Annotated in this window: 21 protein-coding genes; 13 read left to right on the forward strand and 8 right to left on the reverse strand. The window is 62.8% G+C overall.

Annotation, left to right across the window (positions count from 1 at the left end; all coding sequences use genetic code 11):
• Positions 1-4 precede the first annotated feature (4 nt).
• Positions 5-898: a bifunctional methylenetetrahydrofolate dehydrogenase/methenyltetrahydrofolate cyclohydrolase FolD gene (gene folD, locus AArcCO_RS11895; protein ID WP_259533729.1), complete on the reverse strand. Its 894-nt coding sequence runs from the start codon at positions 896-898 to the stop codon at positions 5-7.
• 374 nt (positions 899-1,272) lie between these two features.
• Between folD and AArcCO_RS11900 the strand changes: the two genes are divergently transcribed.
• Positions 1,273-1,983, forward strand: coding sequence for a cobalamin B12-binding domain-containing protein (locus AArcCO_RS11900; RefSeq protein ID WP_259533730.1), 711 nt, complete (start codon positions 1,273-1,275; stop codon positions 1,981-1,983).
• A 282-nt stretch (positions 1,984-2,265) separates the two neighbouring features.
• Complete coding sequence (locus AArcCO_RS11905; protein ID WP_259533731.1) at positions 2,266-3,882, forward strand: BCCT family transporter; 1,617 nt, start codon at positions 2,266-2,268, stop codon at positions 3,880-3,882.
• An 89-nt stretch (positions 3,883-3,971) separates the two neighbouring features.
• Here the strand turns inward: AArcCO_RS11905 and AArcCO_RS11910 are convergent, their stop codons facing one another.
• Positions 3,972-4,412: a universal stress protein gene (locus AArcCO_RS11910; protein WP_259533732.1), complete on the reverse strand. Its 441-nt coding sequence runs from the start codon at positions 4,410-4,412 to the stop codon at positions 3,972-3,974.
• Positions 4,413-4,725: 313 nt separating this feature from the next.
• Here AArcCO_RS11910 and ilvA point away from each other — a divergent pair, with 313 nt between their 5' ends.
• Positions 4,726-5,961 (forward strand): threonine ammonia-lyase, encoded by a 1,236-nt coding sequence (ilvA, locus tag AArcCO_RS11915; RefSeq protein ID WP_259533733.1) that lies wholly within the window; start codon positions 4,726-4,728, stop codon positions 5,959-5,961.
• A 31-nt stretch (positions 5,962-5,992) separates the two neighbouring features.
• Here ilvA and AArcCO_RS11920 read toward each other — a convergent pair whose 3' ends face one another.
• Genes AArcCO_RS11920 through AArcCO_RS11930 form a run of 3 tightly spaced genes read right to left on the reverse strand, consistent with a single transcriptional unit; the run spans position 5,993 to position 8,739 of the window.
• Positions 5,993-6,889 (reverse strand): cation diffusion facilitator family transporter, encoded by an 897-nt coding sequence (locus tag AArcCO_RS11920; protein WP_259533734.1) that lies wholly within the window; start codon positions 6,887-6,889, stop codon positions 5,993-5,995.
• A gap of 30 nt (positions 6,890-6,919) precedes the next feature.
• A complete protein-coding gene (gene purE, locus AArcCO_RS11925; RefSeq protein ID WP_259533735.1) occupies positions 6,920-7,549 on the reverse strand; it encodes a 5-(carboxyamino)imidazole ribonucleotide mutase in 630 nt (209 codons plus the stop codon).
• A complete protein-coding gene (locus tag AArcCO_RS11930) occupies positions 7,546-8,739 on the reverse strand; it encodes a 5-(carboxyamino)imidazole ribonucleotide synthase (RefSeq protein WP_259533736.1) in 1,194 nt (397 codons plus the stop codon). The genes purE and AArcCO_RS11930 overlap by 4 nt, the downstream gene beginning before the upstream one ends.
• A gap of 315 nt (positions 8,740-9,054) precedes the next feature.
• Between AArcCO_RS11930 and AArcCO_RS11935 the strand changes: the two genes are divergently transcribed.
• Positions 9,055-10,803, forward strand: a complete 1,749-nt coding sequence (locus AArcCO_RS11935) for a BCCT family transporter (protein WP_259533737.1) — start codon at positions 9,055-9,057, stop codon at positions 10,801-10,803.
• Positions 10,804-11,191: 388 nt separating this feature from the next.
• Here the strand turns inward: AArcCO_RS11935 and AArcCO_RS11940 are convergent, their stop codons facing one another.
• Positions 11,192-13,009 (reverse strand): flippase activity-associated protein Agl23, encoded by a 1,818-nt coding sequence (locus tag AArcCO_RS11940; protein WP_259533738.1) that lies wholly within the window; start codon positions 13,007-13,009, stop codon positions 11,192-11,194.
• Positions 13,010-13,158: 149 nt separating this feature from the next.
• Between AArcCO_RS11940 and ribH the strand changes: the two genes are divergently transcribed.
• Entirely contained in the window at positions 13,159-13,563 is a 405-nt protein-coding gene (ribH, locus tag AArcCO_RS11945; RefSeq protein WP_259533739.1) for a 6,7-dimethyl-8-ribityllumazine synthase, read from the forward strand.
• Complete coding sequence (locus AArcCO_RS11950; RefSeq protein ID WP_259533740.1) at positions 13,560-14,708, forward strand: pyridoxal phosphate-dependent aminotransferase; 1,149 nt, start codon at positions 13,560-13,562, stop codon at positions 14,706-14,708. Before ribH ends, AArcCO_RS11950 begins: the two co-directional genes overlap by 4 nt.
• 39 nt (positions 14,709-14,747) lie before the next feature.
• Here the strand turns inward: AArcCO_RS11950 and AArcCO_RS11955 are convergent, their stop codons facing one another.
• Positions 14,748-15,887, reverse strand: a complete 1,140-nt coding sequence (locus AArcCO_RS11955) for an acyl-CoA dehydrogenase family protein (protein ID WP_259533741.1) — start codon at positions 15,885-15,887, stop codon at positions 14,748-14,750.
• A 150-nt stretch (positions 15,888-16,037) separates the two neighbouring features.
• On the opposite strand from AArcCO_RS11955, the gene AArcCO_RS11960 reads away from it, so the two are divergent.
• Positions 16,038-16,847, forward strand: a complete 810-nt coding sequence (locus tag AArcCO_RS11960) for an RIO1 family regulatory kinase/ATPase domain-containing protein (protein ID WP_259533742.1) — start codon at positions 16,038-16,040, stop codon at positions 16,845-16,847.
• A 53-nt stretch (positions 16,848-16,900) separates the two neighbouring features.
• On the opposite strand, the gene AArcCO_RS11965 is transcribed toward AArcCO_RS11960, so the two are convergent.
• Complete coding sequence (locus AArcCO_RS11965) at positions 16,901-17,914, reverse strand: aldo/keto reductase (protein ID WP_259533743.1); 1,014 nt, start codon at positions 17,912-17,914, stop codon at positions 16,901-16,903.
• 112 nt (positions 17,915-18,026) lie between these two features.
• On the opposite strand from AArcCO_RS11965, the gene AArcCO_RS11970 reads away from it, so the two are divergent.
• From AArcCO_RS11970 to AArcCO_RS11995, 6 genes are all read left to right on the forward strand, one after another.
• A complete protein-coding gene (locus tag AArcCO_RS11970) occupies positions 18,027-18,293 on the forward strand; it encodes a hypothetical protein (protein WP_259533744.1) in 267 nt (88 codons plus the stop codon).
• A 276-nt stretch (positions 18,294-18,569) separates the two neighbouring features.
• The gene (locus AArcCO_RS11975) at positions 18,570-19,130 is read left to right on the forward strand and encodes a helix-turn-helix domain-containing protein (RefSeq protein WP_259533745.1); all 561 of its coding nucleotides are present in this window, start codon (positions 18,570-18,572) and stop codon (positions 19,128-19,130) included.
• Positions 19,131-19,331: 201 nt separating this feature from the next.
• Positions 19,332-20,063, forward strand: coding sequence for a 4Fe-4S dicluster domain-containing protein (locus tag AArcCO_RS11980; RefSeq protein WP_259533746.1), 732 nt, complete (start codon positions 19,332-19,334; stop codon positions 20,061-20,063).
• Positions 20,060-22,102: an aldehyde ferredoxin oxidoreductase N-terminal domain-containing protein gene (locus AArcCO_RS11985; protein ID WP_259533747.1), complete on the forward strand. Its 2,043-nt coding sequence runs from the start codon at positions 20,060-20,062 to the stop codon at positions 22,100-22,102. Before AArcCO_RS11980 ends, AArcCO_RS11985 begins: the two co-directional genes overlap by 4 nt.
• 6 nt (positions 22,103-22,108) lie before the next feature.
• The gene (locus AArcCO_RS11990; protein WP_259533748.1) at positions 22,109-22,486 is read left to right on the forward strand and encodes a hypothetical protein; all 378 of its coding nucleotides are present in this window, start codon (positions 22,109-22,111) and stop codon (positions 22,484-22,486) included.
• The gene (locus AArcCO_RS11995; protein WP_259533749.1) at positions 22,486-23,397 is read left to right on the forward strand and encodes a cytochrome b/b6 domain-containing protein; all 912 of its coding nucleotides are present in this window, start codon (positions 22,486-22,488) and stop codon (positions 23,395-23,397) included. The genes AArcCO_RS11990 and AArcCO_RS11995 overlap by 1 nt, the downstream gene beginning before the upstream one ends.
• The last annotated feature ends 17 nt before the right edge of the window (positions 23,398-23,414 follow it).

Raw genomic sequence — 23,414 nt, forward strand, 5'->3', positions numbered from 1 at the left:
GCGGTCAGGGAAGCTCGACGTCGACGTCGTTCTGGAGGCTCGCTGCCTTCACCGTGTTGTACAGAAGCATCGTGATCGTCATGGGACCGACGCCGCCGGGCACGGGCGTGATCGCGGAGGCTTTCTCCTTTGCGGATTCGAACTCGACGTCGCCGACGAGCTCGTAGCCTTTCTCGTTGTCGGCGTCGACGCGGTTGACCCCCACGTCGATGACGACCGTGTCCTCGCTGAGCATCGAGCCGTCGACGAACTCGGGGACGCCGACCGCGGCGATGACGATGTCGGCGTTTCTCGTCTTCTCTGCGGTGTTTTTCGTCCGGGAGTGACAGACGGTGACCGTGGCGTTGCCGAGTTTCGTCTTCTGGATCAGCAGGTTCGCCATCGGCTTGCCGACGATGTTCGACCGACCGACGATGACCGCGTCCTTGCCTTCCGTGTCGACGTCTGCCGCCTCCAGCAGCTTCTGGACGCCGAACGGCGTACAGGGTTTGAATCGGGCGTTGCCGGCGACGAGTTTGCCGACGTTTTCCGGGTGGAAGCCGTCGACGTCCTTCATCGGATCGATGTACTCGAGAACCGCACGCTCGTCGACGTGATCCGGCACGGGCATCTGAACGAGGATACCGTGAACGGCCGGGTCCTCGTTGAGTTCGTCGATCTTGTCGAACAGCACTTCCGCGGGCTCGTCGGGATCGATCTCGTGGTGGAAACTTTCGATGCCGATCTGCTCGCAGGCTTTCTGCTTCATCGAGACGTACGTCTCGCTGGCGCCGTCGTCGCTCATCAAGACGGTCGCCAGCCCCGGAGTAACCCCCTCCTCCTCGAGAGTGTCGATGCTCGATTCCAGCTCGGATTTGATGCGATCGCCGACCTCGTTTCCGTCGATTATCTCTGTCATAGTTATGGATCTTCGCGCGCACGAGTCGAATCAGCTGCCGCTCGACTCGTCGCCTTCCGTTCGACAGTTTTCCCGAGGCGCTAATTAAGTTATTGCTCGGTGTTTCGGGCATTTATAAGCGCGGCCCGACCTCCGCCGGCTACCGGCGACAACGGCGACCCCTTCGACCCATGTGCAACTACAATAGGACTTATGAATCTATAATTGTACTGCAATCGAACCAATCCGTAAAAAGATAAATCATCCTACAAACCGCCCGGAGAGCCGCCACGTTGCCGATTTCCACAACGGGAGAGAAGTGAAAACCGCCGTCGTGTCTGATAAGAAAAACAAGCTTTATGGATAATCATGGTTATTCTCCACCCACTGGACACATGACCGATACCAATGGGGACGACAGCGCTGGCGAAGAAGAAGTCGAAGACGAACTGTTACTCGAGATCCAGGAATCGATCATCAATCTCGACGAGGAACGGACCGAGGAACTGACCAAACAGGCGATAGACGAGGGGTACGATCCGCTCGACATCCTGCAGAAGGGCCTGACGAAGGGCGTCAAGACTGTCGGTGACAAGTTCGGACGCGGGGAGGTTTTCCTGCCCGAGCTGGCGATGTCGGCAGACTGCATGCGTGCCGGCGTCCAACACGTCGATCCGCTGCTTGCGGACCTGGAACTGGACGAAGACGACACCGGCGGGAAGTTCCTCATCGGCACCGTCGACGAGGACATCCACAACATCGGGAAAAACATCCTCATCACGATGTTGAAGGCCAACGGCTTCGAGGTCGTCGACCTCGGCGTCGAGATCGAAAACGAGGAGTTCGTCGAGGCCGTCAAGGAACACGACCCGGACATTCTCGGCATGTCCGCGCTGATGACGATGACGATGGACCACCAGCAGGAAGTCATCGAACTTCTCGAGGAGGAGGGTCTCCGCGACGATCTGAAGATCATGGTCGGCGGTGCCCCCACCTCACAGGAGTGGTGTGAGGAGATCGGCGCCGACGGCTACGGCGACAACGCCGACGCCGCCGTCGAAGTCGCAAAGCAACTGGTCGAAGAACAGCGGGCCGCGAAGGCGTAACTTTCACTCCGTGCGAAATGCGGAAGGTCTCTCCGTAAATAAACCACCTCAACCTTCAACAAACGACGGCAGTTTTATAACAGATCCCCGAGTTGGATCAGGATGACCCACGCAAATGTTACGGGTCGTTTGACAAGATCGACTATGTCACGGACAGTTGAAGCGAATCGACGAACCGGACAGACGAAACCAGGTCGACCGACGGCAGTTTTATAATAGATCAATGAGTCGTTTGGAAACGACCCACATATGGGTTTACGAGAACGTAAATAACGATTAAATATGAGCCAACAACAATCGCAAGGAAAACTGGACAAGTTCACGAGCGAACTGGACTACGTCGTGTTCGGCATCGGCGTAGTGGTGGCAGCACTCGCAGTCGCGGCGTTCATTCTCCGGGAAGAGGCGGCGTCCGCGGCGATGTGGGACGTAAACGACTTCCTGTGGACGAACCTGGGGTGGGCGTACCTGCTCATCATGTTCACCCTGGTCGTGTTCGTCTTCTTCCTCATACTCGGGCCGTGGGGGAACATCAGGCTCGGTGACGAGGACGAAGAACCCGAATTCACGTTCCTGTCGTACTTCGTGATGCTGTACTCGGCGGCGATCGCCGCAGGGATCGTGTTCTGGGGTCCCACGGAAGGCGTCGTCTTCTTCGGCGATCCCTTCGAGCAGGGGATCGGATACCTCGGTTATCCGGGAGAGGGTGAGGCCGCAGTCGCCGCGATGCAGTACACGTTCTTCCACTGGGGGATCTCGGCGTGGACCGGATACGTGGTGATGGCGCTTCCGATCGCCTACCTCGCGTACCGGTACGACGCGCCGCTTCGCATCTCGACGGTGATCGCCCCGTGGGTCGGGCTGGATAACCTCGACAGCGTCTGGGCGAAGATCATCGACATCGTCGCGGTGTTCGCCACCATCGGCGGCGTCGCGACGACGCTCGGACTCGTCGGCTCCCAGTTCCTGGTGGGACTGGAATACGCCTACGGGATCGAACTGGGCGACATGGGGACCGTCATCACGATCACCGGACTGACGATCGCGTTTACGATTTCCGTCGCGGCCGGTATTCGCAAGGGGATCCGTCGGATCTCCTACTTCAACATGGCGCTGTTCGCGCTGTTGATGGTCGTCATCTTCTTCATCGGCCCGACCCGGTTCATCATGACGACCGGGACCGAAGCGGTCGGTAACTACATCAACGACTTCATCAACATGAGCCTCTACACGGAGGCGTCGATGGCCGAGCCGACCGGCTTCGTCGGTGGCTGGACCGTCTTCTACTGGGCGTGGTGGTTCTCGTGGGCGCCGTTCGTCGGCCTGTTCATCGCCCGGATTTCCCGGGGGCGGACTGTCCGACAGGTCGCCTTCACCGGCGTCTTCGCCGCGACCGGCGTGACGATCCCGTGGTTCGCCACGATGGGCGGTACGGCGATCTGGATGGAGGCGAACAACGTCGCACCGATCCTGCAGGTGTACGAGGAGTTCGGCTTCGACGAGGCCGTCGTCGGCTTCCCGATGTTCGAGGCCCTGCCGCTCGGCGGGGTGTTCATGTTCCTGTTCCTCGTGTTGATCACGACGTTCTTCATCACCTCCGCCGACTCGTCGACGCTGGCGCTTGGAATGCTCACCACCGGCGGTGCGGAGAGCCCGTCGACGATCAACCGCGTCATCTGGGGAGCCCTCATCGGGCTGTTGGCCTCGATCCTGATGGTCGTCGGCGGAGTCGACGCGCTACAGGCCGCGGCGATCATCACCGGCGGTCCGTTCGCGCTCATCCTGTTGCTCGCCGTGGTGTCGATGGCTGTCCTGTTCGGGAAGCGCCGTGCGATCTTCCTGCAGGAGGAAGAGTCGCTGCCCGGCACGTCGGTCGACTTCGTACAGGACGACGACTGACGACGCAACCGTTTTTCCGTTTTTTTATCCGGCGATAGCGGCGGCTCCCCCGCAACGACGACAAGAAAAACGAAACTACCCGCGTTGTGTCACTCGAGCTTCGGCCGACGGATCGTCACGACCGGCACGTTGGAGGTGCGGACGACCTTCTCCGTGACGTTGCCGAGGAGATAATCCTCGATCCCACTGCGGCCACGCGTCCCCATCACGATCGCGTCGATGTCGTTCTCGTCTGCGAATTCGATGATCTCCTCGTAGGGCTTGCCCTTCCGGATCGCCGTCTCCGACGTCAGGCCCCGCTCCTCGGCCATCTCGGCGACCCGACCGGTGAGCTTCTCCCCGTACTCCTCCATCTCGTCCATCGTCTCGGCCTGTTTGAGCGACTTCGAGGGGAGCCCGCTCACCTGGGACTCGATGACGTACAGGACGCAGACGTCCGCACCGAGGTCCTCCGCGAGGTCGAGACCGTGTTGTGCCGCCGCTTCGGCTTCGTCGCTACCGTCCGTCGGAATCAGTATCTGATCGTACATGTGTCAGTTGCCTCCGTGACAACTGTAATGACTAACGGTGGTTATAAAATTGTTTGTGTGAAGAGTTGAGCCTATTAGGCATCTTCCCGAGAAAACTCGGTGAATATCAGATTTCTCCCGGAAGAATTCGTGCGTCACGAAGAGTGAGCTCCCGCCGATGCCGTCACCGGTGCACTTATACCACGGTCGCCACGAGTAGCGTCCGTTCGAAGGGGCGCTACCCACAGCGTCGTCACACAGCGGTAGTCACAGCGCGCACCGTGACGACGACGGCTGTGGGCGTCTCGACACACGACAACCGATCACGCGAACGATGACAGAAGGAAACACGCGAGTACGATACGAGGACATCGAACGGGCGAACGAACGGCTGGACGATCCATCAGTGGTAAAGCGAACGCCGGTAGAGCAGAGCACCTCGCTCGGAAAGATGGTCGGCGCTGCCGTCCATCTCAAGATGGAACATCTCCAGTGGACGGGATCGTTCAAAACCAGGGGCGCATACAACAAGATCTCCCGGGCCGTCGAGGAGGGTGCCACGGAGTTCGTCGCCGCAAGCGCCGGCAATCACGCACAGGGCGTCGCGCTCGCGGCGGCCAAGTGTGGGGCGAACTCGACGATCGTAATGCCCCGTAACGCCCCACAGGCGAAGATCGACGCCACCCGGGAGTACGGTGCGACAGTCGAACTGGTCGGCCAGGACTTCCAGGAGGCGATGGCCCACGCGAAATCGCTCGCACGGGAGGGTGACGCGGAGTTCGTCCACGCCTACGACGACCCGGACATCGTCGCCGGTCAGGGAACACTCGGCGTGGAGATGTACGGGGACCTCCCGGCCGTCGACACCGTCGTCGTTCCGATCGGCGGTGGCGGACTGATAAGCGGGATCGCCGTGGCGTTCGATCACCTCTCGCCGGAGACTCGGGTCGTCGGTGTGCAGGCAACCGGAGCGGAGACGGTCCACGAGAGTCTCGACAAAGGGATGCCGGTTACCCTCGAGAACGTAAACACTATTGCCGACGGGATCGCGACCGGCGGCGTCTCGGATCTCACGCTGGGGCTCATTCGCGAGCACGTCGACGAGATCGTTACCGTGACCGACGGGGAGATCGCGAAGGCGATCCTGCTTCTGTTGGAGCGGGCGAAACAGGTCGTCGAGGGCGCCGGAGCGGCGTCGGTCGCAGCGCTTCTGGGCGATCAACTCGACGTCGAGGGCGAAACGGTGATGCCACTGCTGTGCGGCGGCAATCTCGACATGACGATGCTCCGGACGGTGCTCGTTCACGCGATGACCGAGCGCAGGCAGTTGCTCGATCTCCGGGTGAAGATCGACGATCAGGTCGGCGTGATGGAGGAGCTGTCCGACATTCTCGCCACACAGGGTGCAAACATTCACAACGTCCGCCACGACCGATCGGTCCAGGATCTGGAGATCGGCGAAGCGTACCTCGTCTTCGAGGTCGAAACCAGCGGCGTCGAACACGCGAGCGCGATCGTGGAGGCGATCGAATCCGCCGGCTACCCCGTCACCGACGTCACCCGGAGCTGATACGGACGAAAACCGGCTGTCTTCCGGCCGGTCACCGGCTCTCTTTCCACTCTCCGATCCCGCCCGGGTCGAGGTGGACGTGGACGTCGCCGACGTCCGCGATCTCGCTGACCCTCTCCACCAGCGCGGTTTCGACGTCGTGTGCCTCCCGCAGCGTCAGGTCGCCGTCGACCTCGACGTGAACCTCCACCTCGAGGGCGGTCCCGTCGTAGTACACCGCGAGGTCGTGGATGCCGTTGACCGCTGGATGGGACCTGAGCTGTTTCTCGATCTCGGCTCGCCGGTCGACATCCGGAGCCGCACCGACGAGGTATCGAACGTTCTCGCGGCCGATCTCGACCCCCTGGTAGATGACGAGCGCGCTGACGAACGCCCCCGCGAGCGGGTCGAGCCGAGGGACCTCCAAAAGCACCCCCAACACGCCCACGAGCGCCGCGATCGAGGTGTAGATGTCGTTCCGGCAGTCGATCGCCAGGGCCGCCAGCGCAGTCGAACCGAGGTCGGCGTTCACCAGATCGGTGTACCGGTAGACCAGATACATATCGACGATCGCGAACGCGAGCGCCCCGACGAGCAGCCAGCTGAACTGGACGTCAGTCCCGAACACCAGCCCGCGTGCCGATTCGTACAGCAAGGTCCCCCCGAGAAGGACGATCACCGCACCGACGAACAGCGCCGTGAGGGGCTCGATACGCTGGTGGCCGTGCGGGTGTGTGGTGTCGGGCTCGTCGAACCGGCGGCTCCCCCAGACGAACACGACGATCGACGCCACCAGGTCCGCGATGGAGTGAGCGGCGTCGGCGACCAACGCTGCGGAGCCGAACGCCAGCCCCGCCGCCCCCTCGACGATGATCTTCGCCGCGTTACCGAGAACGTTGACGAGGGAGGCTCGCCGGAACCGACCTTTCCCCCCGCCGTCGTCGTCCATGGAAGTACTGTCCGGCGCGTCGTACTTAAACTACTCCGACCGGTCGGCGCCCCACTGCCGGAACCCGTCGATCCCACGATCGTGCAACGCTGTGGAGACCTCGCCGACGCCGTCGACGAGCTCCTCGTGGTACTCGACCAGCCGCCCTTCGATCTCGGGATGTTTCCGGGCGAGGATCTGGGCCGCCGACAGCGCCGCGTTGAACGACTTGCCGGCGTCGACGGCGGTGATCGGCGCGCCGGTGGGCATCCCGATCACCGAGTCGACGGATTTCTCCTGGACGGGAACGCCGATCACCGGCAACGGATACGCGATCGAGGCAGTCATGTTCGGCAGATCCGCCGACTTGCCGCCCGCGCCGGCGACGATCACCTCGATCCCGCGATCGCGGGCCGTCTCCCCGTAGGCGTACATGAAGTCGGGAGTCCGGTGGGCCGAGACGACGTAGCTCTCGAAGGTGAACCGGGCCTCCGGCGGGTCGGCGAAGTCGGTCTGTTCGGCGAATCCGAGTTCGAACAGCGCCTCGTAGGCCCCCTCCATCGTCGGCAGGTCCGAGTCCGATCCCATGATGATCCCGACGTCCGGGGTGGTCTCGGGCTCCCGACGCTGGTCGGCTTCCGATTCGAGCCGGTCGATCAGTTGCTGGACGCGCTCGCTCATTGTTCCTCCACGGATCGATCCTCGACCGTCCCCTGCTTAAAAGTGAGCCCGTCGCGGAGCCGCCGTGCGCGTTCGAGGACGTCGGCACCGCCCTCCTCGTCGGGGGAACGCCCCGTCACGGTGAGATGGCCCATCTTCCGGAGCGGACGAACCTCGCGTTTCCCGTACCAGTGGAGGTGTGCGTTCGGCGCCGAGAGGACGGGATCGACGCCCGAAAGCGTCGCCACCGTCGACTCCTCGACGTCCCCCAGCAGGTTCGCGATCGCCGTCGGACATCGGCGGGTCGTCTCTCCGAGCGGCCAACCCAGCGTCGCCCTGACGTGGTTTTCGAACTGCGAGCAGGTCGCTCCCTCGATCGTCCAGTGGCCGGAGTTGTGGGGGCGAGGGGCGATCTCGTTTACGAGCACCTCCCCCTCGCGGGTCTCGAACAGCTCGATCCCGTAGACCCCTCGTCCGTCGAGTTCCGCAAGAACGTCGCGTGCAACCGCCTGTGCGCGCTCGCGTACAGCCTCGCTCGCCCGCGCCGGCGTCACCGTCTCCCGGAGGATCTCCTCGCGGTGGATCGTCTCGGTCGTCGGATACGTTCGGACCGCCCCGTCGCCTTTCACGCCGATCACCGCGAGTTCTCGCTCGAAATCGAGAAACTCCTCGGCCATGGCGTCGCCGCCGACCGAGTCGAGCGCCGGTTCGGCAGCATCGACCGTCGCGACCGGGAGGTTCCCCCGGCCGTCGTAGCCGCCCTCCCGGGCTTTCAGCATGACGCCGTCGTGTCGTTCGACGGTCCGTCGCACGTCTCCGGCGTCCTCGACCGCCTCGAATTCGGGCACGGGGATTCCGGCCGTCGCGAGTGTCTCCTTTTGAACCAGCTTGTCCTGTATCGTCCGCAGGGTCGACGGGTCCGGCTGAATCGGGACACCGGTTTCCTCGCTGACTGCGTCGAGAAGATCCGGATCCGCGAGCTCGATTTCGAAGGTCAAAACGTCCGCCCGATCCGCGAGCTGCCGTACCCCGTCGGGATCGTCGAAGTCGGCGACGATCTGGTCGCGCGCCACCGGCGCGGCGGGACAGTCCGGCGTCGGATCCAGAACGATCACCTCGACGCCGAGCGGGGCGGCCGCCTCCGCTAGCATCCGACCGAGCTGTCCGCCGCCGACGACCCCGAGCGTCGGTCCCGGTAGTGTCACTGTCACGGCCAGTGGTTGTAGACGATCCTGCATAAGGATTCTCACTTATGAAGGGATAGTTGCACTGTCGTGTGTATTTTCCGGTGATATCCGGCGGTGAACACCCCGCGCGCGGATAGAAGGATTCAAAAATCGGGGGCGGAAACATCCGGAGAGAGCCGGGTCGCGAGTGCGGAGACTCGCTGCTTGGCCCCGGTCCATCGACGCCGAGAGTGCCGCGAGAGCGGTGTGTCCGTCGATCGACAGGAGGAAACAGTCCATGAAACGGAGTACTACCGACACGTTCGACCGAGAGATCGATCACCCGGCGGAGGGAAGGAAATGACCGACGACGACGGGGAGATCGAGGGGATCAGACACCTCTTTACCGCCGACACCGACCACGAGCCGGGGGAGAACAACGTCAGAACGCTCGGGTTCGACGTCCACCCGTACGTCTTCTTCGTCTCCGGGTTCGTTATCGTGGCGTTCGTTCTGCTATCCGTGCTGTTCACCGAGCAGGCGGGCGCGGCGTACGACTGGGCGTTCGAGTCGATCAATCAGTACTTCAACTGGTTTTACGTGATCGCCGCGAACCTCATCGTCGCGGCGGTGGTGTACTTCGCGTTGAGCCGCTTTGGCGACATCCGGATCGGCGGCGTCGACGCCGAAAAAGAGTTCAGCGACGTCTCCTGGCTGGCGATGCTGTTCAGTGCCGGCATGGGGATCGGCCTGATGTTCTTCAGCGTCGCGGAACCGCTGTGGCACTTCGACGATCCGCTGTTCGGCGTCGAGAGCCAGTCGGAGGCGGCAGCCGAGATGGCGATGGTCGTCACGTACTTCCACTGGGGCTTTCACCCGTGGGCGATATACGGTCTGGTCGGGCTCAGTCTGGCGTTTTTCATGTACAACAAGGGGTTGCCGCTTACGTTCCGGTCGGTGTTCTGGCCGGTGTTGGGCGAGCGGATCTACGGCTGGCCCGGCCACCTCATCGACGTGTTGACCGTCTTCGCGACGCTTTTTGGCATCACGACCTCCCTCGGGCTGGGCGCCCAACAGATCAACGCCGGGCTGTCATTCCTGGGCGCTGAGGTGCTGGGTACCCAGATTCCGGTAGCGACACCGATCCAGCTGATTATCATCACCGTCATCACCACGATCACCGTGATATCGGTGCTGGTCGGGCTAGAGAAGGGGATGCGTCGGCTCAGCAACCTGAACATCGCATTAATCCTCGTGATGATGGGGCTCGTGCTGCTCATCGGGCCGGCGTTGTTCGTCTTCTCACTGTTCCCGCAGGCGCTGGGGTCGTATCTGGGCCAGTTCTTCGAGCTGTCGACGTTTACCAACTCCTTTGGAAACGTTCCCTACGAGGGCTGGCAGGGCTCCTGGACCATCTTCTACTGGGGCTGGTGGATCGCGTGGTCCCCGTTCGTCGGGATGTTCATCGCGCGCATCTCGCGGGGGCGGACCGTCCGGGAGTTCGTCTTCGGCGTGCTGTTCGTTCCGGCGCTGTTCTCCTTCAGTTGGATGGCGACGCTCGGGGGGACGGCGCTTCACTTCGAGCTGTTCACAGAATCGACGATCGTAGAGACGGTTACCACAGAGGGCGAGGAAGTCGCCATGTTCGAGCTGTTCACGATGCTGCCGCTCACGCTCGTGTTGTCCGGGCTCGCCGTGGTGCTGGTGACCACCTTCTTCGTCACCTCCGCCGACTCCGGATCGATGGTGCTCGGTCACCTCAGCTCCGGCGGCAAACACGATTCTCCCCGGAACCAGCGCGTCTCCTGGGCGATCGCCGAAGGCGCGATCGCGTCCGTGCTGCTGCTGGGCGGGGGGCTGACTGCGCTTCAGACCGCCTCGATCACGGCCGGACTCCCCTTCGCCCTCGTGTTGCTGTTCATGGCGGTGTCGCTGAAACAGGGTCTCGAAGAGGAGTACCGGATACTCAACTCCGAGGAGTTCTCCGGCCTGATCGAGGAACTGGAAGCGGCCGGCGAGATCGAGGTCGACCGCTCCGGCGGTACCGTGGTAACCGAACTCGCGCCGGCGGACGATCGATCTGACGACGTCTCGACGGACGCGGATTGACTTCCTCTCCGCCCGGCGGCGAAGATTCCTCCGTGGGTAATCGGCGAACGACGATCGAACGGACGAGCGAGCTCTCGCCGTGGATCCGACGAAAACGGACGAATAGTAACTTTTCATATCATAATATTATTATTACTATTTAATTCAAATCCGGAAATCGGACGTGACCCACTACCGTAATTCAGCCGAGCTAGCCCGCAGGTTGTGGTAGTATCGAATCTACGGTTATAACTTTACCCGTAAGTTATGAACTAAGAGCAGAAATTGTTCGGAAGATCGTCTGTCCACCTCGGCCATCACGAGAAGTCGATGTCGATATTTATGTGTAAATAGATATAGTACTATCAGTAATAAATGTCTTTCTGATATGTTCGTCGGGCTGTGAGAGTCAAGACGGAACGGGTCGAGCCGCGGACGCGAGCGCGTCTTCATCGAGGAAGATCGCGATCCGGAAGCCCCACAGCCGGGCCTCGTGTTCGCGGACGACGTAGCCGTCGAAATGTGGGGAAAGCGCCTCGCGGTCCTCGGCGACAGCGATCACGACCGGAGGCGCGCCGTCGGCGACTTCGGCGGGATCGGTGTCGGGAGCGCTGCTTTCCACCTCGGCGCCTGCGCGTTCGAGATACCACGGGAGCGGGAGCCGGTCGTACCACCCGGAACCGGCGGGTTTCTGGTCGTTGTCCGACTCGTTTGCGACGTAAAACGTCGACCCGCGTGTGGAGTGGTCGGCACCGACGAACAGCACGTCCGGGCCGTCCTCGTGAGTGGCGACGATCGCCTCGACGTCGTCGAGGGACTCCCGGAGATCGTTTTGCGGCTGGGCGTACTGGACGAGCTCGGTGTGGTCCGGGTTCGTCGAGTTCCAGTACGTCGCCGTCGGCACGAGCACCCCTGCGAGAGCGCCCAAAAGCAAAATCCCCGCGAGCGAAACCGCCACGGTGTCCTCTGAGACGATCCGACCGGATCCACCCCGGAGCCGATCCCGGAGCGCCGCCACGTCGATCCCCGCGAGGAACTCCCGGGCGACGAACGCGAGCCCGACGGCGGCGGGCACCGTCAACGGGACGACGACGTGGGTCGCAGTCCAGCCGGCCTCGATGTCCGTCGCCGCGGGGTAGCCGACGAAACTCGCGATCCCCCAGTAGAAACAGAAGGCGACGAACAGCCGGTTTCGACCCCCGAGAGTGTCGACAGCCATTCCCACCACGGCGAACACCGAGACGACAGCCGCGGCGTTGGCCATCGTCGACGCCAGCCCGAAGGCGTACTCCAGGTAGTCGTGTTCCTGCATGTCGCCGGTCATCCAGAGGTCGACGAGCTCGCGGGCGCTCCCGGCCGTCGCCTCCTGAAACACGCCCGGCAGAAGCGACGGGTCCGAAAGCGCCGCCCACAGCGTCGGCCGCGGGGCGAAAAACCAGACGACGATCGCGAGGAAGGTGATCGCGAGACCGACCGCGTGACCGGCGGTCCAGGCGACGGTTCGACGGTGCGTCGCCAGTTGTGGCTGCGTGGACCCGTCCTCACCACCTGCTGAATGACGGAGCGTCCGCCAGATGTCCGCGAGCCACCCGCGGACGGTGCCCCGGATCGATCGGTCCTCCCTCCTGGCCCGAACGAGCAGGTGATCCACCACCAGTGCCGTCGCGCCGGCGTAACACAGCAGATACAGCAGCGCGTTGCCCTTCGTCGTGAACGCGAGCGCGACGAGCGCGACGGCCGGATACAGCCGACGCACGTCCCGGGTCGAAATCGCACGGATCGCGAACCCGAGTGCGAACACGGAAAACGCCGCCACGAGGACGTCGTTGCGCATGAACCGCCCGTAGTAGACGAGAACGGGATTGAACGCGAGCAGGAGTCCCAGCGCGACAACCTCGAGGTCGTCGAGATGATCCCGAAACAGCCACGCCGCAAGCGGAAGCAGGCCGCCGACGAGGGCGACGACCAGCCGAGCGACGGCGTCCGTCGGCGCCAGTAGATCGAACACCGTCGAGTTTACGAGCGGGAGGAACGGCCCGTGAATGATCGGGTTGTATTCGAAGATCCCCGAGTCCGCGTACCGGAGGGTCCAGTAGCCCACGCGACCCTCGTCCCAGTGGAACACGCGGGTCCCGAGGCCGACGAACCGGACGAACAGCGCTGCGACGACGACGAGTGACAGCGACAGGAGCCTCCGGTCGACGTCGCGTAGCCGCTCGGGGCGCATGTCCGGAAATCCGCCCGGGGGAATACAACGTTTGTGTTCCGCGGCGGCGACGGACGGGGACCAACCGGTGACGAGGAGGGTGCTCCCAGCGAGTGGGAGAACCTGACGGGAACGGTAGTTCTATGATCGCTGCACTGCGTCGTTCGGACATGGTAACGCTCGGACTCGTGGTGGCACAGTTCAACGCAGAAGTGACCGAACAGATGGAGACGGCGGCGAATTCGGCCGCACAGGAGCGCGGCGCGACCGTCGCGGAGACGGTGTATGTTCCCGGCGTGTACGACTCGCCGCTGGCTGCAGACCGGCTCGCGCGCCGGGACGCGGTCGACGCGGTCGCTGTCGTCGGTGCGATCGTCACCGGCGACACCGACCACGACCGGGTGATCGCCGACGCGACCGCCCAGGGACTCACGGAGGTGAGTCTCGACCGGGACACGCCGGTTACCTTCGGCGTCAGCGGCCCGGGGATGTCGGGTGCCGAAGCGAGAGAACGGATCGACAAGGGCGCAGAAGCCGTCGACGCCGCCGTCGACATGGCTGGGGTGAAAGCATGAGCGACGAGTTCGCCGCCCGCGTCGAGCGGGTCGAACCCAGCGCGACACTCGCCGTGTCGAATCTCGCGTCGGAACTGGAGGCCGACGGCGCCGACGTCGTCGACCTCTCGGTGGGCGAACCGGACTTCGACACCCCCGAAAACATCGTGGAGGCGGGCAAGGCCGCCATGGACGCCGGCCACACCGGCTACACGCCATCGAGTGGCATCCCCGGGCTGAAGTCGGCGATCGTCGACAAGCTGACCGGCCAGGGCATCGACTGCGGCTCGGAGAACCTCATCGTCACGCCCGGCGCGAAGCAGGCGCTGTACGAGACGTTCCAGACGGTCGTCGACGACGGCGACGAGGTCGTCCTGCTCGATCCGGCGTGGGTCTCCTACGAGGCGATGGCGAAGATGGCCGGCGCCGACCTCGAGCGGGTCGACCTCGCGCCGCACGACTTCCAGCTGGAACCTGCACTCGAGGAACTCGGGGCTGCAGTCTCGGACGACACCGAGCTGCTCGTGGTCAACTCCCCATCGAATCCGACGGGCGCAGTGTACTCCGACGCCGCCCTCGAAGGGGTTCGCGACCTCGCGGTCGAACACGACGTGACGGTGATCTCCGACGAGATCTACGAGCAGATCACCTACGACGCGGATCCGACGCCGCTTGCGACGATCGACGGGATGGCGGACCGAACGGTGACGATCAACGGCTTCTCGAAGGCGTACTCGATGACCGGGTGGCGTCTCGGCTACCTGTGTGCCCCCGAAGAGTTGATCTCGCAGGCGGGCAAGCTCCACTCTCACTCGGTGTCGTGTGCGGTGAACTTCGTCCAGCACGCCGGGATCGAGGCGCTCGAGGACACCGACGACGCGGTCGCGGAGATGCGCGACGCCTTCAGAGCGCGGCGCGACCTGCTCGTGGACCTGTTCGACGATCACGGTGTCGACGTCGCCGTCCCGGACGGGGCCTTTTATATGATGATACCCGTCGACGACGACGATCAGTCGTGGTGCATGGACGCTCTCGAGGACGCCCACGTGGCGACGGTGCCCGGCGGGGCGTTCAACGCGCCCGGCTACGCGCGGATCTCGTATGCCGCAAGCGAACAGCGACTGCGCGAGGCGGTCGACCGGCTCGCTGACGGCGGCTTCCTGTAACGTCGCTTCCCCGACCTCGCCTCGACCGCGCCCGGACGTCTATAGCCCGAGTTCCCGGCCGATGACGAGGTGCTGGATCTCGCTTGTCCCCTCGCCGATCTCCATTAGCTTCGCGTCCCGGTAGAACCGCTGGGGGGCGAACTCTTCGGTGTAGCCGTAGCCGCCCAGCACCTGCACCGCGTCCTCGGCGACCTCCCTTGCGGCCTCGCTGGCGTCGAGCTTCGCGAGCGCCGACTCGCGGGTGACCCGCTCGCCGCTGTCGTATTTCGCGGCTGCCCGGTGGGTGAGCAGTCGCGCACGTTCGGTCTTCCGGTGCATGTCGACCAGCTTGTCGCGGATCGCGTCGAACTCGCTTATGGGCTGGCCGAACTGCTCCCGCTGTGTGGCGTACTCTTTCGCCGCCTCGAAGGCACCCTGTGCGAGCCCGGTCGACAGCGCCGCGATCGAGATCCGACCGCCGTCCAGCGTCTTCATCGTCTGTTTCCAGCCCTCGCCTTCCTCGCCGAGCAGTCGATCTGCTGACAGTCGGACGCCGTCGAGGGAGATCTCGCAGGTGGGCGAGGAGTTGAGCCCCATCTTCTCCCAGACAGTCGTTACCTCGAAGCCGTCGTCCTCGGGCGACACGATGAACGTGGAGATCCCGTCGTAGCCCGCCTCGGGGTCCGTGACCGCCTTCACGAGCACGCTGTTTGCGACGGTGGCGTTGGTGATGAACTGCTTTGTCCCGTTCAGCACCCACTCGTCGCCCTCCTTCCGGGCGGTCGTGTCCATGTCGGAGGCGTCGGAGCCGGATTCCGGTTCGGTGAGCGCCCACGCCCCCAGCTTCTCGCCGGACGTGAGTGGCTCGAGCCACTCCCGTTTCTGCTCGTCGGTGCCGAACAGCTCGATCGGCTTGCTCCCGAGCGAGACGTGGGCCGCATACGACAGCCCGATCCCGCCCGAAACCCGGCCCAGTTCCTCGGTCACGAGCGCGTACATGAGCTGGTCGCCGCCTAGTCCGCCGTACTCCTCGCCGATTGGAACCCCCAGTACGTCGAGTTCGCCCAGCTGCTCGAAGATCTCCGCTGGAAACCGGTGGTCGTCCTCGATTTCGTCCGCGATCGGCTCGATCTCAGCTTCGCAAAACTCCCTGACGGTGTCGCGGATCATCCGGTGTTCCGCCGGCAGCTCGAAGTCCATACGTTCACGTTCGCGTCCGGGCGCATAAATACCCCGAACGACCGTGATAGACCGCCGGTCGACGCCGAACGATCGTAATAGCCCGCCGATCGACGCGGCCCTCCCGCGTTCGGTGCGATTTATACCTTCCGAGCACGTCGTACCGACGTGATGGAACTTCGCCGCCTGGTTCGTGGCCGCCTCGACTGGCCACGGCTGGAGGCGGTCGCGGTGGAGCTGGCAGAGCGGTACGACCGCGACTGCGTGCACGTCAGGTTCCTGGAGGCGGACAACTGGCTCTCGACGCCGATGGTGCTCGACGAGGACCTGTTCGTGAAGGTGATCTCGCGACAGAACACCCTCGTTCACACCCTATTTACGACCGGACGGAACCTGGGGGCCTTCTCGGCCGGGACGGAGGGCTTTTTCGAGCGGTTCAAAACCCCCTACGAGATGGCGGAACACGAACTCGAAGCGACCCGGCGGATGCGCGAGCTGGGGATCAATGCACCCGAGCCGATCGAGGCCGTCGAGGTCGACGGGCTCGGCGTGGTGGTGCTCGAGTACCTCCCGGAGTTCCGGCCGCTGGATCGACTCGACGGCGAGGAGGCGCGGGACGCCGCAGTACAGCTGTTCGGCTCGCTGCGGACGCTTCACGACGCAGGACTGGCCCACGGGGATCTCAGAGCCGAAAACGTGCTCGTGCTCGACGGAGAACTGTACTTCATCGACGCCACGAGCGTCAGCGACGACGCCCGAGAGGACGCCCGGGCGTACGATCTCGCGAGCGCGCTCGCGGCGCTGGAGCCGGTCGTCGGCTCCCGGGCGACGATCGACGCCGCGCTGTCGGCCTACTCGACGGACGAGCTGCTCGCGGCGCGGCGGTTCCTGGACTTCGTCGCCATCCGACCGGACCACGAGTTCGACACGACGGCCCTGAAGGGGGAACTCGAAAAACGAGCGGACGGGACGCCACGGTAGCCTGACGGACGGTGAGAGCGACTACAGGCCCTCATCTGGCGCGGCCCTCGCTTTTATAGGGCGTCGTACGGTCCGGCTTTGGCTTCGGTGAGTCGGTCGATCTGCTGAGCGGTGAGGTCGATCGTCGCCGCCGCGAGGTTCTCGGTCAGCTGATCGACCGTCCGGGCGCCCACGATCGGTGCGGTGACGCCCTCGCGGTGGATCAGCCACGCGAGGGCGGTCTGGGCCGGCGTCGCGTCGATCTCCGCGGCGACGGCGTCGAGTTCCTCGTGGAGATCGAAGTTCTCCTCGGTGAGATACGCCTCCCGGAACCGGCTCGACTCCGCCACCCGGGACTCGCCGTCGAGACCGTCTTCGCGACTGTACTTGCCGGTCAAAAATCCCTGGCCGAGCGGGCTCCACGGGCAGACTGCGAGGCCGCGCTGTCGGGCCATCTCCAGGTAGTCGCCTTCGATCTCCCGGTCGACGAGGTTGTACCGGGGCTGGAGCACGGTGAACGGCTCCCATCCCTCGCTGTCGGCGATCGCGTTCGCCCGGGCCACCTTCCAGGCGTTCGGCCGCATCGTCGAGGCGCCCAGATAGTGGACCTTGCCCGACTCCACGAGGCCGTTCAGGGTCTTCATCAGTTCGCGAGTGGTCGTCGCGTCGTCCCACCGGTGGATGTACAGCACGTCGACGTAGTCGGTGTCGAGCCGGTCCAGCAGGGCGTCGATCCGGTGGCGGACGTTCTTCCGGTTGGTTCCACGGCTGTTGGGGTCGCCCTCGCGGATCTGCCAGTAGATCTTGGAGGCGATCGTGAACCGCTCGCGGTCGCGCCCGTCGAGCCACTCGCCGATCCACCGCTCGCTGTCGCCGCCGCCATAGACGTCGGCGGTGTCGATATACCGGCCGCCTGCGGCCTCGTAGGCGTCCAGCAGTTCCGTGGCGCGCTCTTTTCCGATCTCCACGTTCCCCTCTTCGGTCTCCCTGCCGAATCGCCAGGTACCGAACTGCAGTTCGCTCGTGTGGATGCCGGTTCGGCCGAGCGGGACGAAGTCGAGATCGATCTCCTCGATTGGCTGTGTCATCAGTGTAGCGTTGGTGGGTTCAGGGAAAAGCCTGTAGCAACCGGAAACCTCCGGCGGGATGGCCAGCCGCAACTCGCGTACGTTTATTAGTGGCCACCAAGTAGCAGGCGGTATGGAACCGGGCCGGTTCGTGAGTTACGTGTTCGTCTACCTGGGGATACTGTGGCTCGTCGAGTACGCCGTCTTCTACCCGCTCCAGTTCGGGTTCCCGGACGTGATGTATCTGGGCGGCGGCGTGTTCTTCCTTTGGTTCGGCTTCTACAGGCGACTAAAGCCCGAAACCCACGAGAAACATCCGAAAGAACACGGTATCGAGTCGTACGGGTTCGCCCTCATCGCGGTCGTGCTGACGGTGATCTTCCTGTTACAGCTGTTTTGACGGCCGAGGTTCGGTTCACTGTGCGGTTTTGTGCGACAGGGCGAGTGTCCCGAGAGGAGAGACTGTACCCGAATATCCCATTATTTGTTATGTTATTTAAAACCGGAACGGATTAAGGGAGACGCGTATGTACAGGGGTGGTAATAAATACACGTAAAGAATAACCCGCCCATTCAAATTATGTCATCCGCACTCCACCCAGAACGGGACCTAAAGCTCGAGTTGAGGGTGACCCCACCAAAATCGTGCGAGATACACAAACTCGACGGAGAGATCGTGAGTGTCAACCAACATCCGACGCACGGTGGATTCTACTGTGAAATCGTCTATCGAACCGACGAAGGGGACGAGAAGACGTTTCACACGTTCAAAAAAGCGGGCTGTAACTGTCCCGCAAATGTCTTCGCGGAACACGGCTGCGTGCCGACGGTGACCGGAGTCGACAGGGACAGCTGCCTGGTGACGACGTTTCTCTCCTCCCGAGAGCAGGCGACAGATCTCCTCGAAGAGCTGTCTGACCACACCGAAAACCTGGCCGTACGGCGCATCAGCGACAACGGGATCAAAAACCCGAGCGATGTCGTCGACTACCAGTCACGTACCATCGACCTCTCAGAGCTGACCGAAAAACAGAAGGAAGCGATCCAGCGCGTCTCCGATGCAGGTTACTACGAGCAGCCGCGCGAGACCACACTCTCGGAGGTGGCCTCGGAGCTCGATATCACCCAGTCGGCACTCTCTCAGCGGTTGCGGGCCGGTGAGAACAAACTGTTCCAGCAGTTGTTCGCAACTGACAACGGACGGGAAGACCGAGTGGAAGAAGAAATCGGAACGTAACTGTCCTGTACAGCAGATAGCGAACGTGTTTGCCAGATCCTCGTGTAGACCATCAAACGAAGACGGATACGTAGATGTGCAATCCTTTTGGATAATTTAAACAGCAGTATTAAAACAGTAGATTGTTTATATACTTCTTCATATAAAGTACTTATCTCTAGAAGAGTCACCGTTTCGCCCGTCGATATCCTACCACTTGGTATGGGAAATCAACCCCCAGAACCGGACGAAGGAACAGTTCCAGGAGATGATACGTCCAGGAGAAGTTTCCTGAAAGGAGCCGCCGTCGGAGTGGGTGCGGCAGCGGCCGGTGGGTCCGCCGGCTTTCTCGCGTTGCGAAACGAAGACACCGGCGACGTCGCGGCGGCGATGCCGGCTTCCGAGGGATACCTGTTGATCGATCCGGAGAAATGCGCGGGCTGTCAAAGCTGCATGCTGTCGTGTTCGGTCGGTCACGACGGCGAAGCGAGCCTCTCACAGTCGCGGATTCAGATCGTCGAAAGTCCATTTAAAGGATTCCCGGACGACATCGACGTGAATCACTGTCGGCAGTGCACGTATCCCGCCTGTGCGGAAGCGTGCCCGACGGACGCGCTCCACGCCGACGAAGAGACAGGGAACGTGAGGTTCGTCGACGAGGACAAATGCATCGGCTGTGAGCGCTGTATCGAGGCCTGTCCGTACGACCCCTCCCGTGTCACCTGGGACGTGAACAGCCAGACGGCCAAAAAGTGCGATCTCTGTGCTGACACCCCCCACTGGAACGAAGAGGGCGGCCCCGACGGCTCGCAGGCCTGTGTGGAAACCTGCCCCGTCGACGCCATCAAGTTTACCGAACAGATTCCCGCACAGGTCGGACCCGGTGCCTACGAGATCAACCTCCGGGACGAACAGTGGGCAGAACTCGGTCTCTACGCAGGTGATGCCCTATGAAAGGACACGCCGGAAAAATCCTCGACATCGATCTAACGAACCGCGAGATAAGCACTATCGACACCAGCGAGTACGAAGAGTGGGTCGGCGGTCACGGGATGGGAACCGCCATCTTCTACGATCGGGTCGAGGACAAGACGATCGACGCCTTCGATCCCGACAACGTCATCACGATGATGACCTCCCCGCTTGCGGGTACCGGCGTTCCCGCAGCGTCCGCCAGGACGGAGATTCAGGGAATCAGCCCGCAGCCGTATCCCACCGAGTGGTTCAACCGGAGCAACTTCGGTGGGCGGTTCGCCTCGATGCTGAAGTACGCCGGATACGACGGCGTCATCATCCAGGGCGCCGCCGACGAACCCGTCTGGGTGAACGTCGTGGACGATCAGTTCGAAATTCGGGACGCCAGCGACCTCTGGGGACTCGGTACCTGGGAAGCACAGGCGGAAATCTGGAGCGAAGTCGGCCAGCGCGGCTGGAACCAGGTGGACGAAACCCGTGACTCCGGACGGACGACACAGAAGCCCGCCGTCGCCTGTATCGGTCCTGCGGGCGAGGCCGAGATACGAATGGCGACCGTCCAACACGACGCCGGCAACGGCGCTGGCAACGCCGGTTTCGGTGGTGTCCTCGGCTCGAAGAATTTCAAGGCGATCAGCGTTCTCGGAACGGGCAGCATCGAAATCGCCGACCCTGCAGAGCTGCTTGAAGCACGTCTGTGGGCCCAGCGCGAGTATTCGTACGATCACGACGAGGATATCCCACAAGTGCGGGACTTCTACTCGTTCAGCCGATCTCCTGGCGAAGGGGATCTCGGAGGCGTCGTCGAAACGAAGGCACGGCCCCAGGGCTGTGTCGGATGTCACAACACGTGTCGCAAACGAACCTCGAGCTCTCACGGGAACGAAAGTTCCTGCGTGGAGGCAGTGTACTACTCCGGCTTTGATTCCGCAAAACACGGAGAGACGACCGCTGAAACGGCTAAAGCAGCGGACATCGTCCAGCAGATGGGGTTCAACGCGTACACCCTGAACGCGGGACTCCCGTGGCTCGAGGCGCTTCACGAGCAGGGCGTTCTCGGTGAAGACGGAGAAATCGAGGCCGACCTCCCCTGGGACTCCCTCGGGGAGGCGAGTTTCGTCGAGGAACTCGTCCAGAAGATCATCGACCGCGAAGGGATCGGCGAAGCCCTCGCAGAAGGCAACGCCAGGGCAGCCGAAGAGTGGGGCCGGCTGGAGCAAGATCTCGAATCGGGACTGCTCACACTCTTTGCATGGGGATACCCACAGCACTACGACGCTCGAACCGAAGTCGAATGGGGATACGCGACGATACTCGGCGCCAGGGACGTCAACGAACACGACTTCAACTGGCACGTTTACTGGCAGCCCCACATATCGATCCTGACCGGCGAGGAACCGCCAGTCTCGGCGGAAGAGCTCGCGAATATTATCGAAGAGAGCACGCCCCCTCACAACGTCATTCCCGACTACAGCGACGGAGCAATCTACTCCGAGGTGGCTGCAGAGCGAAACTCCTGGCACCGGCATTACAGTCGGTTCTACAAGCAGAGCGCACTGTTCTGTGACTGGGCGTTTGCAGACTTCACTAGCCCTTACACCGACGACAAGTCCGGAATCACACCCGAAGGCGAAGAGCGGTTCCTCAACGCAGTTACAGGTATGGACATTACCTTCGAAGAAGGAATGGAGATCGGCCGCCGTATCTGGAACCTCGAACGGTCGATCTGGACGCTTCAGGGCCGGCACCGCGACGACGAGGAGTTCGCAGCGTACAACTACGAGGAGCCGGCACCTGGTCCCTACTACCTCCCTGCGAAGGTCGACGGCGAGTGGGAGTACATCGACACAGGTGGGCGAAAGCTCGATCGTGGGAAGGTCGAGGAGTTCAAGACGTTATACTACCAGGAGGAAGGCTGGGACACTGAAACCGGACGTCCTACTCGAGAAACCCTCGAAGAACTGAATCTCGGCCACGTGGCCGACGAGCTCGAGGGCGAAGGGAAACTCCCCGGGTGATCAGTGATGTCCGAACTACCCCCACCAGGTGAGGAGCTCGCAAAGCGGTTGATGCGGAAGGTCGACTTCGAAGACCGGTTCGTCGGCATCGACATGCACGGACACAAGGGGAACACGAAAGAGAGACTCTACTCCCTGGAGTCGATTTCGACGTTCGTCGGCGTCGACGACAAAGAGTCACTCCAGATACACGGCTCGAGTGCGTCGATCCGCTACGTCGACTTCGAAGAACTCGCCGAGTGGCTGGAATCAGTCCACGGCGATCAGGAACTCGCCGATGCAATTCGACGCGAGATCGCAATACACGACAACTTCAAAGACGAGGCGCAAGCCGTCCAACCGTTGCTCGAACGTCGCCTCGAGCAGGCGACGGAGGTGACATGATGAACTGGAGACGTCCGCTAATCGTCGGTGGGCTGCTCGTGGTGGCAGTCCTCGGATTCCTGCTCGCGGAGGCAGCCGCCCAGCTGTACCTCTGGCAGCCCTACCAGGCTGGGACGTACTTCTACGAGATTCTCTTCGAGAGCCAGGCGTGGATGATACCGGCAGCGATCGCGCTCGGACTGATCTTCGGCGCCGTCTACGGCACCTCGGAGAAGTCCAAACAACTGTCCGAGGATCCCCCCGAACGTGACGGGTTCATCCAGCGGCACGCCGCTTTCGGGGCGTTCCTGGAACACTGGGTCGCAACTGTCGGTATGATCCTGCTGGTGCTGTCGGGGATCTGGCTCGGCTTCCTGTTCGTTCCGCGGCTGGCAGGCACGACCGAAACAGTCGGACTCGCGCTCAACGTCCACTGGGTCGGTACTGGACTGCTCGTGTTCGCGGTCTCCTATCACGTCTCGGCGCTGTTTATGGGCGCTCACCGAGAGATCGTCCCGGAAGCCAGCGACTTCCGAAAGGCGGTTCGAGACGTCGGACACTATCTCGGGATGACCGACGCGCCCGAGGCTGACAAGTACAAACCGATTCAGAAGGTAAGTTACCTCGCGTGGGGCGCGCTCGTGGGAATCATGACGATTACGGGCGTCCTGATGGCGCTGGATTACGTCGCCGCAGTCTCGGGGAGCGTACGGGCAGCCTCGACGTTCCTTCACGAACTGTTCGCGCTGTTTACCATCCTGTTTTTGCTGGCACACGTGGCGATCACGCTGATGCCGTCCCACTGGGCGATGTTGCGCTCGCAAGTGACAGGATGGATGCCAGCCGACTACGTCCGTGAAAAGCTCCCGCGCTGGAACGTTCAGCGGCGAACCGACGGCGGGACGGAATCCAAGGAACCGCCGAACCCGTGAGCGCCGATCCACCCACA

Source organism: Halalkaliarchaeum sp. AArc-CO, from assembly GCF_024972735.1.
GTDB lineage: Archaea > Halobacteriota > Halobacteria > Halobacteriales > Haloferacaceae > Halalkaliarchaeum.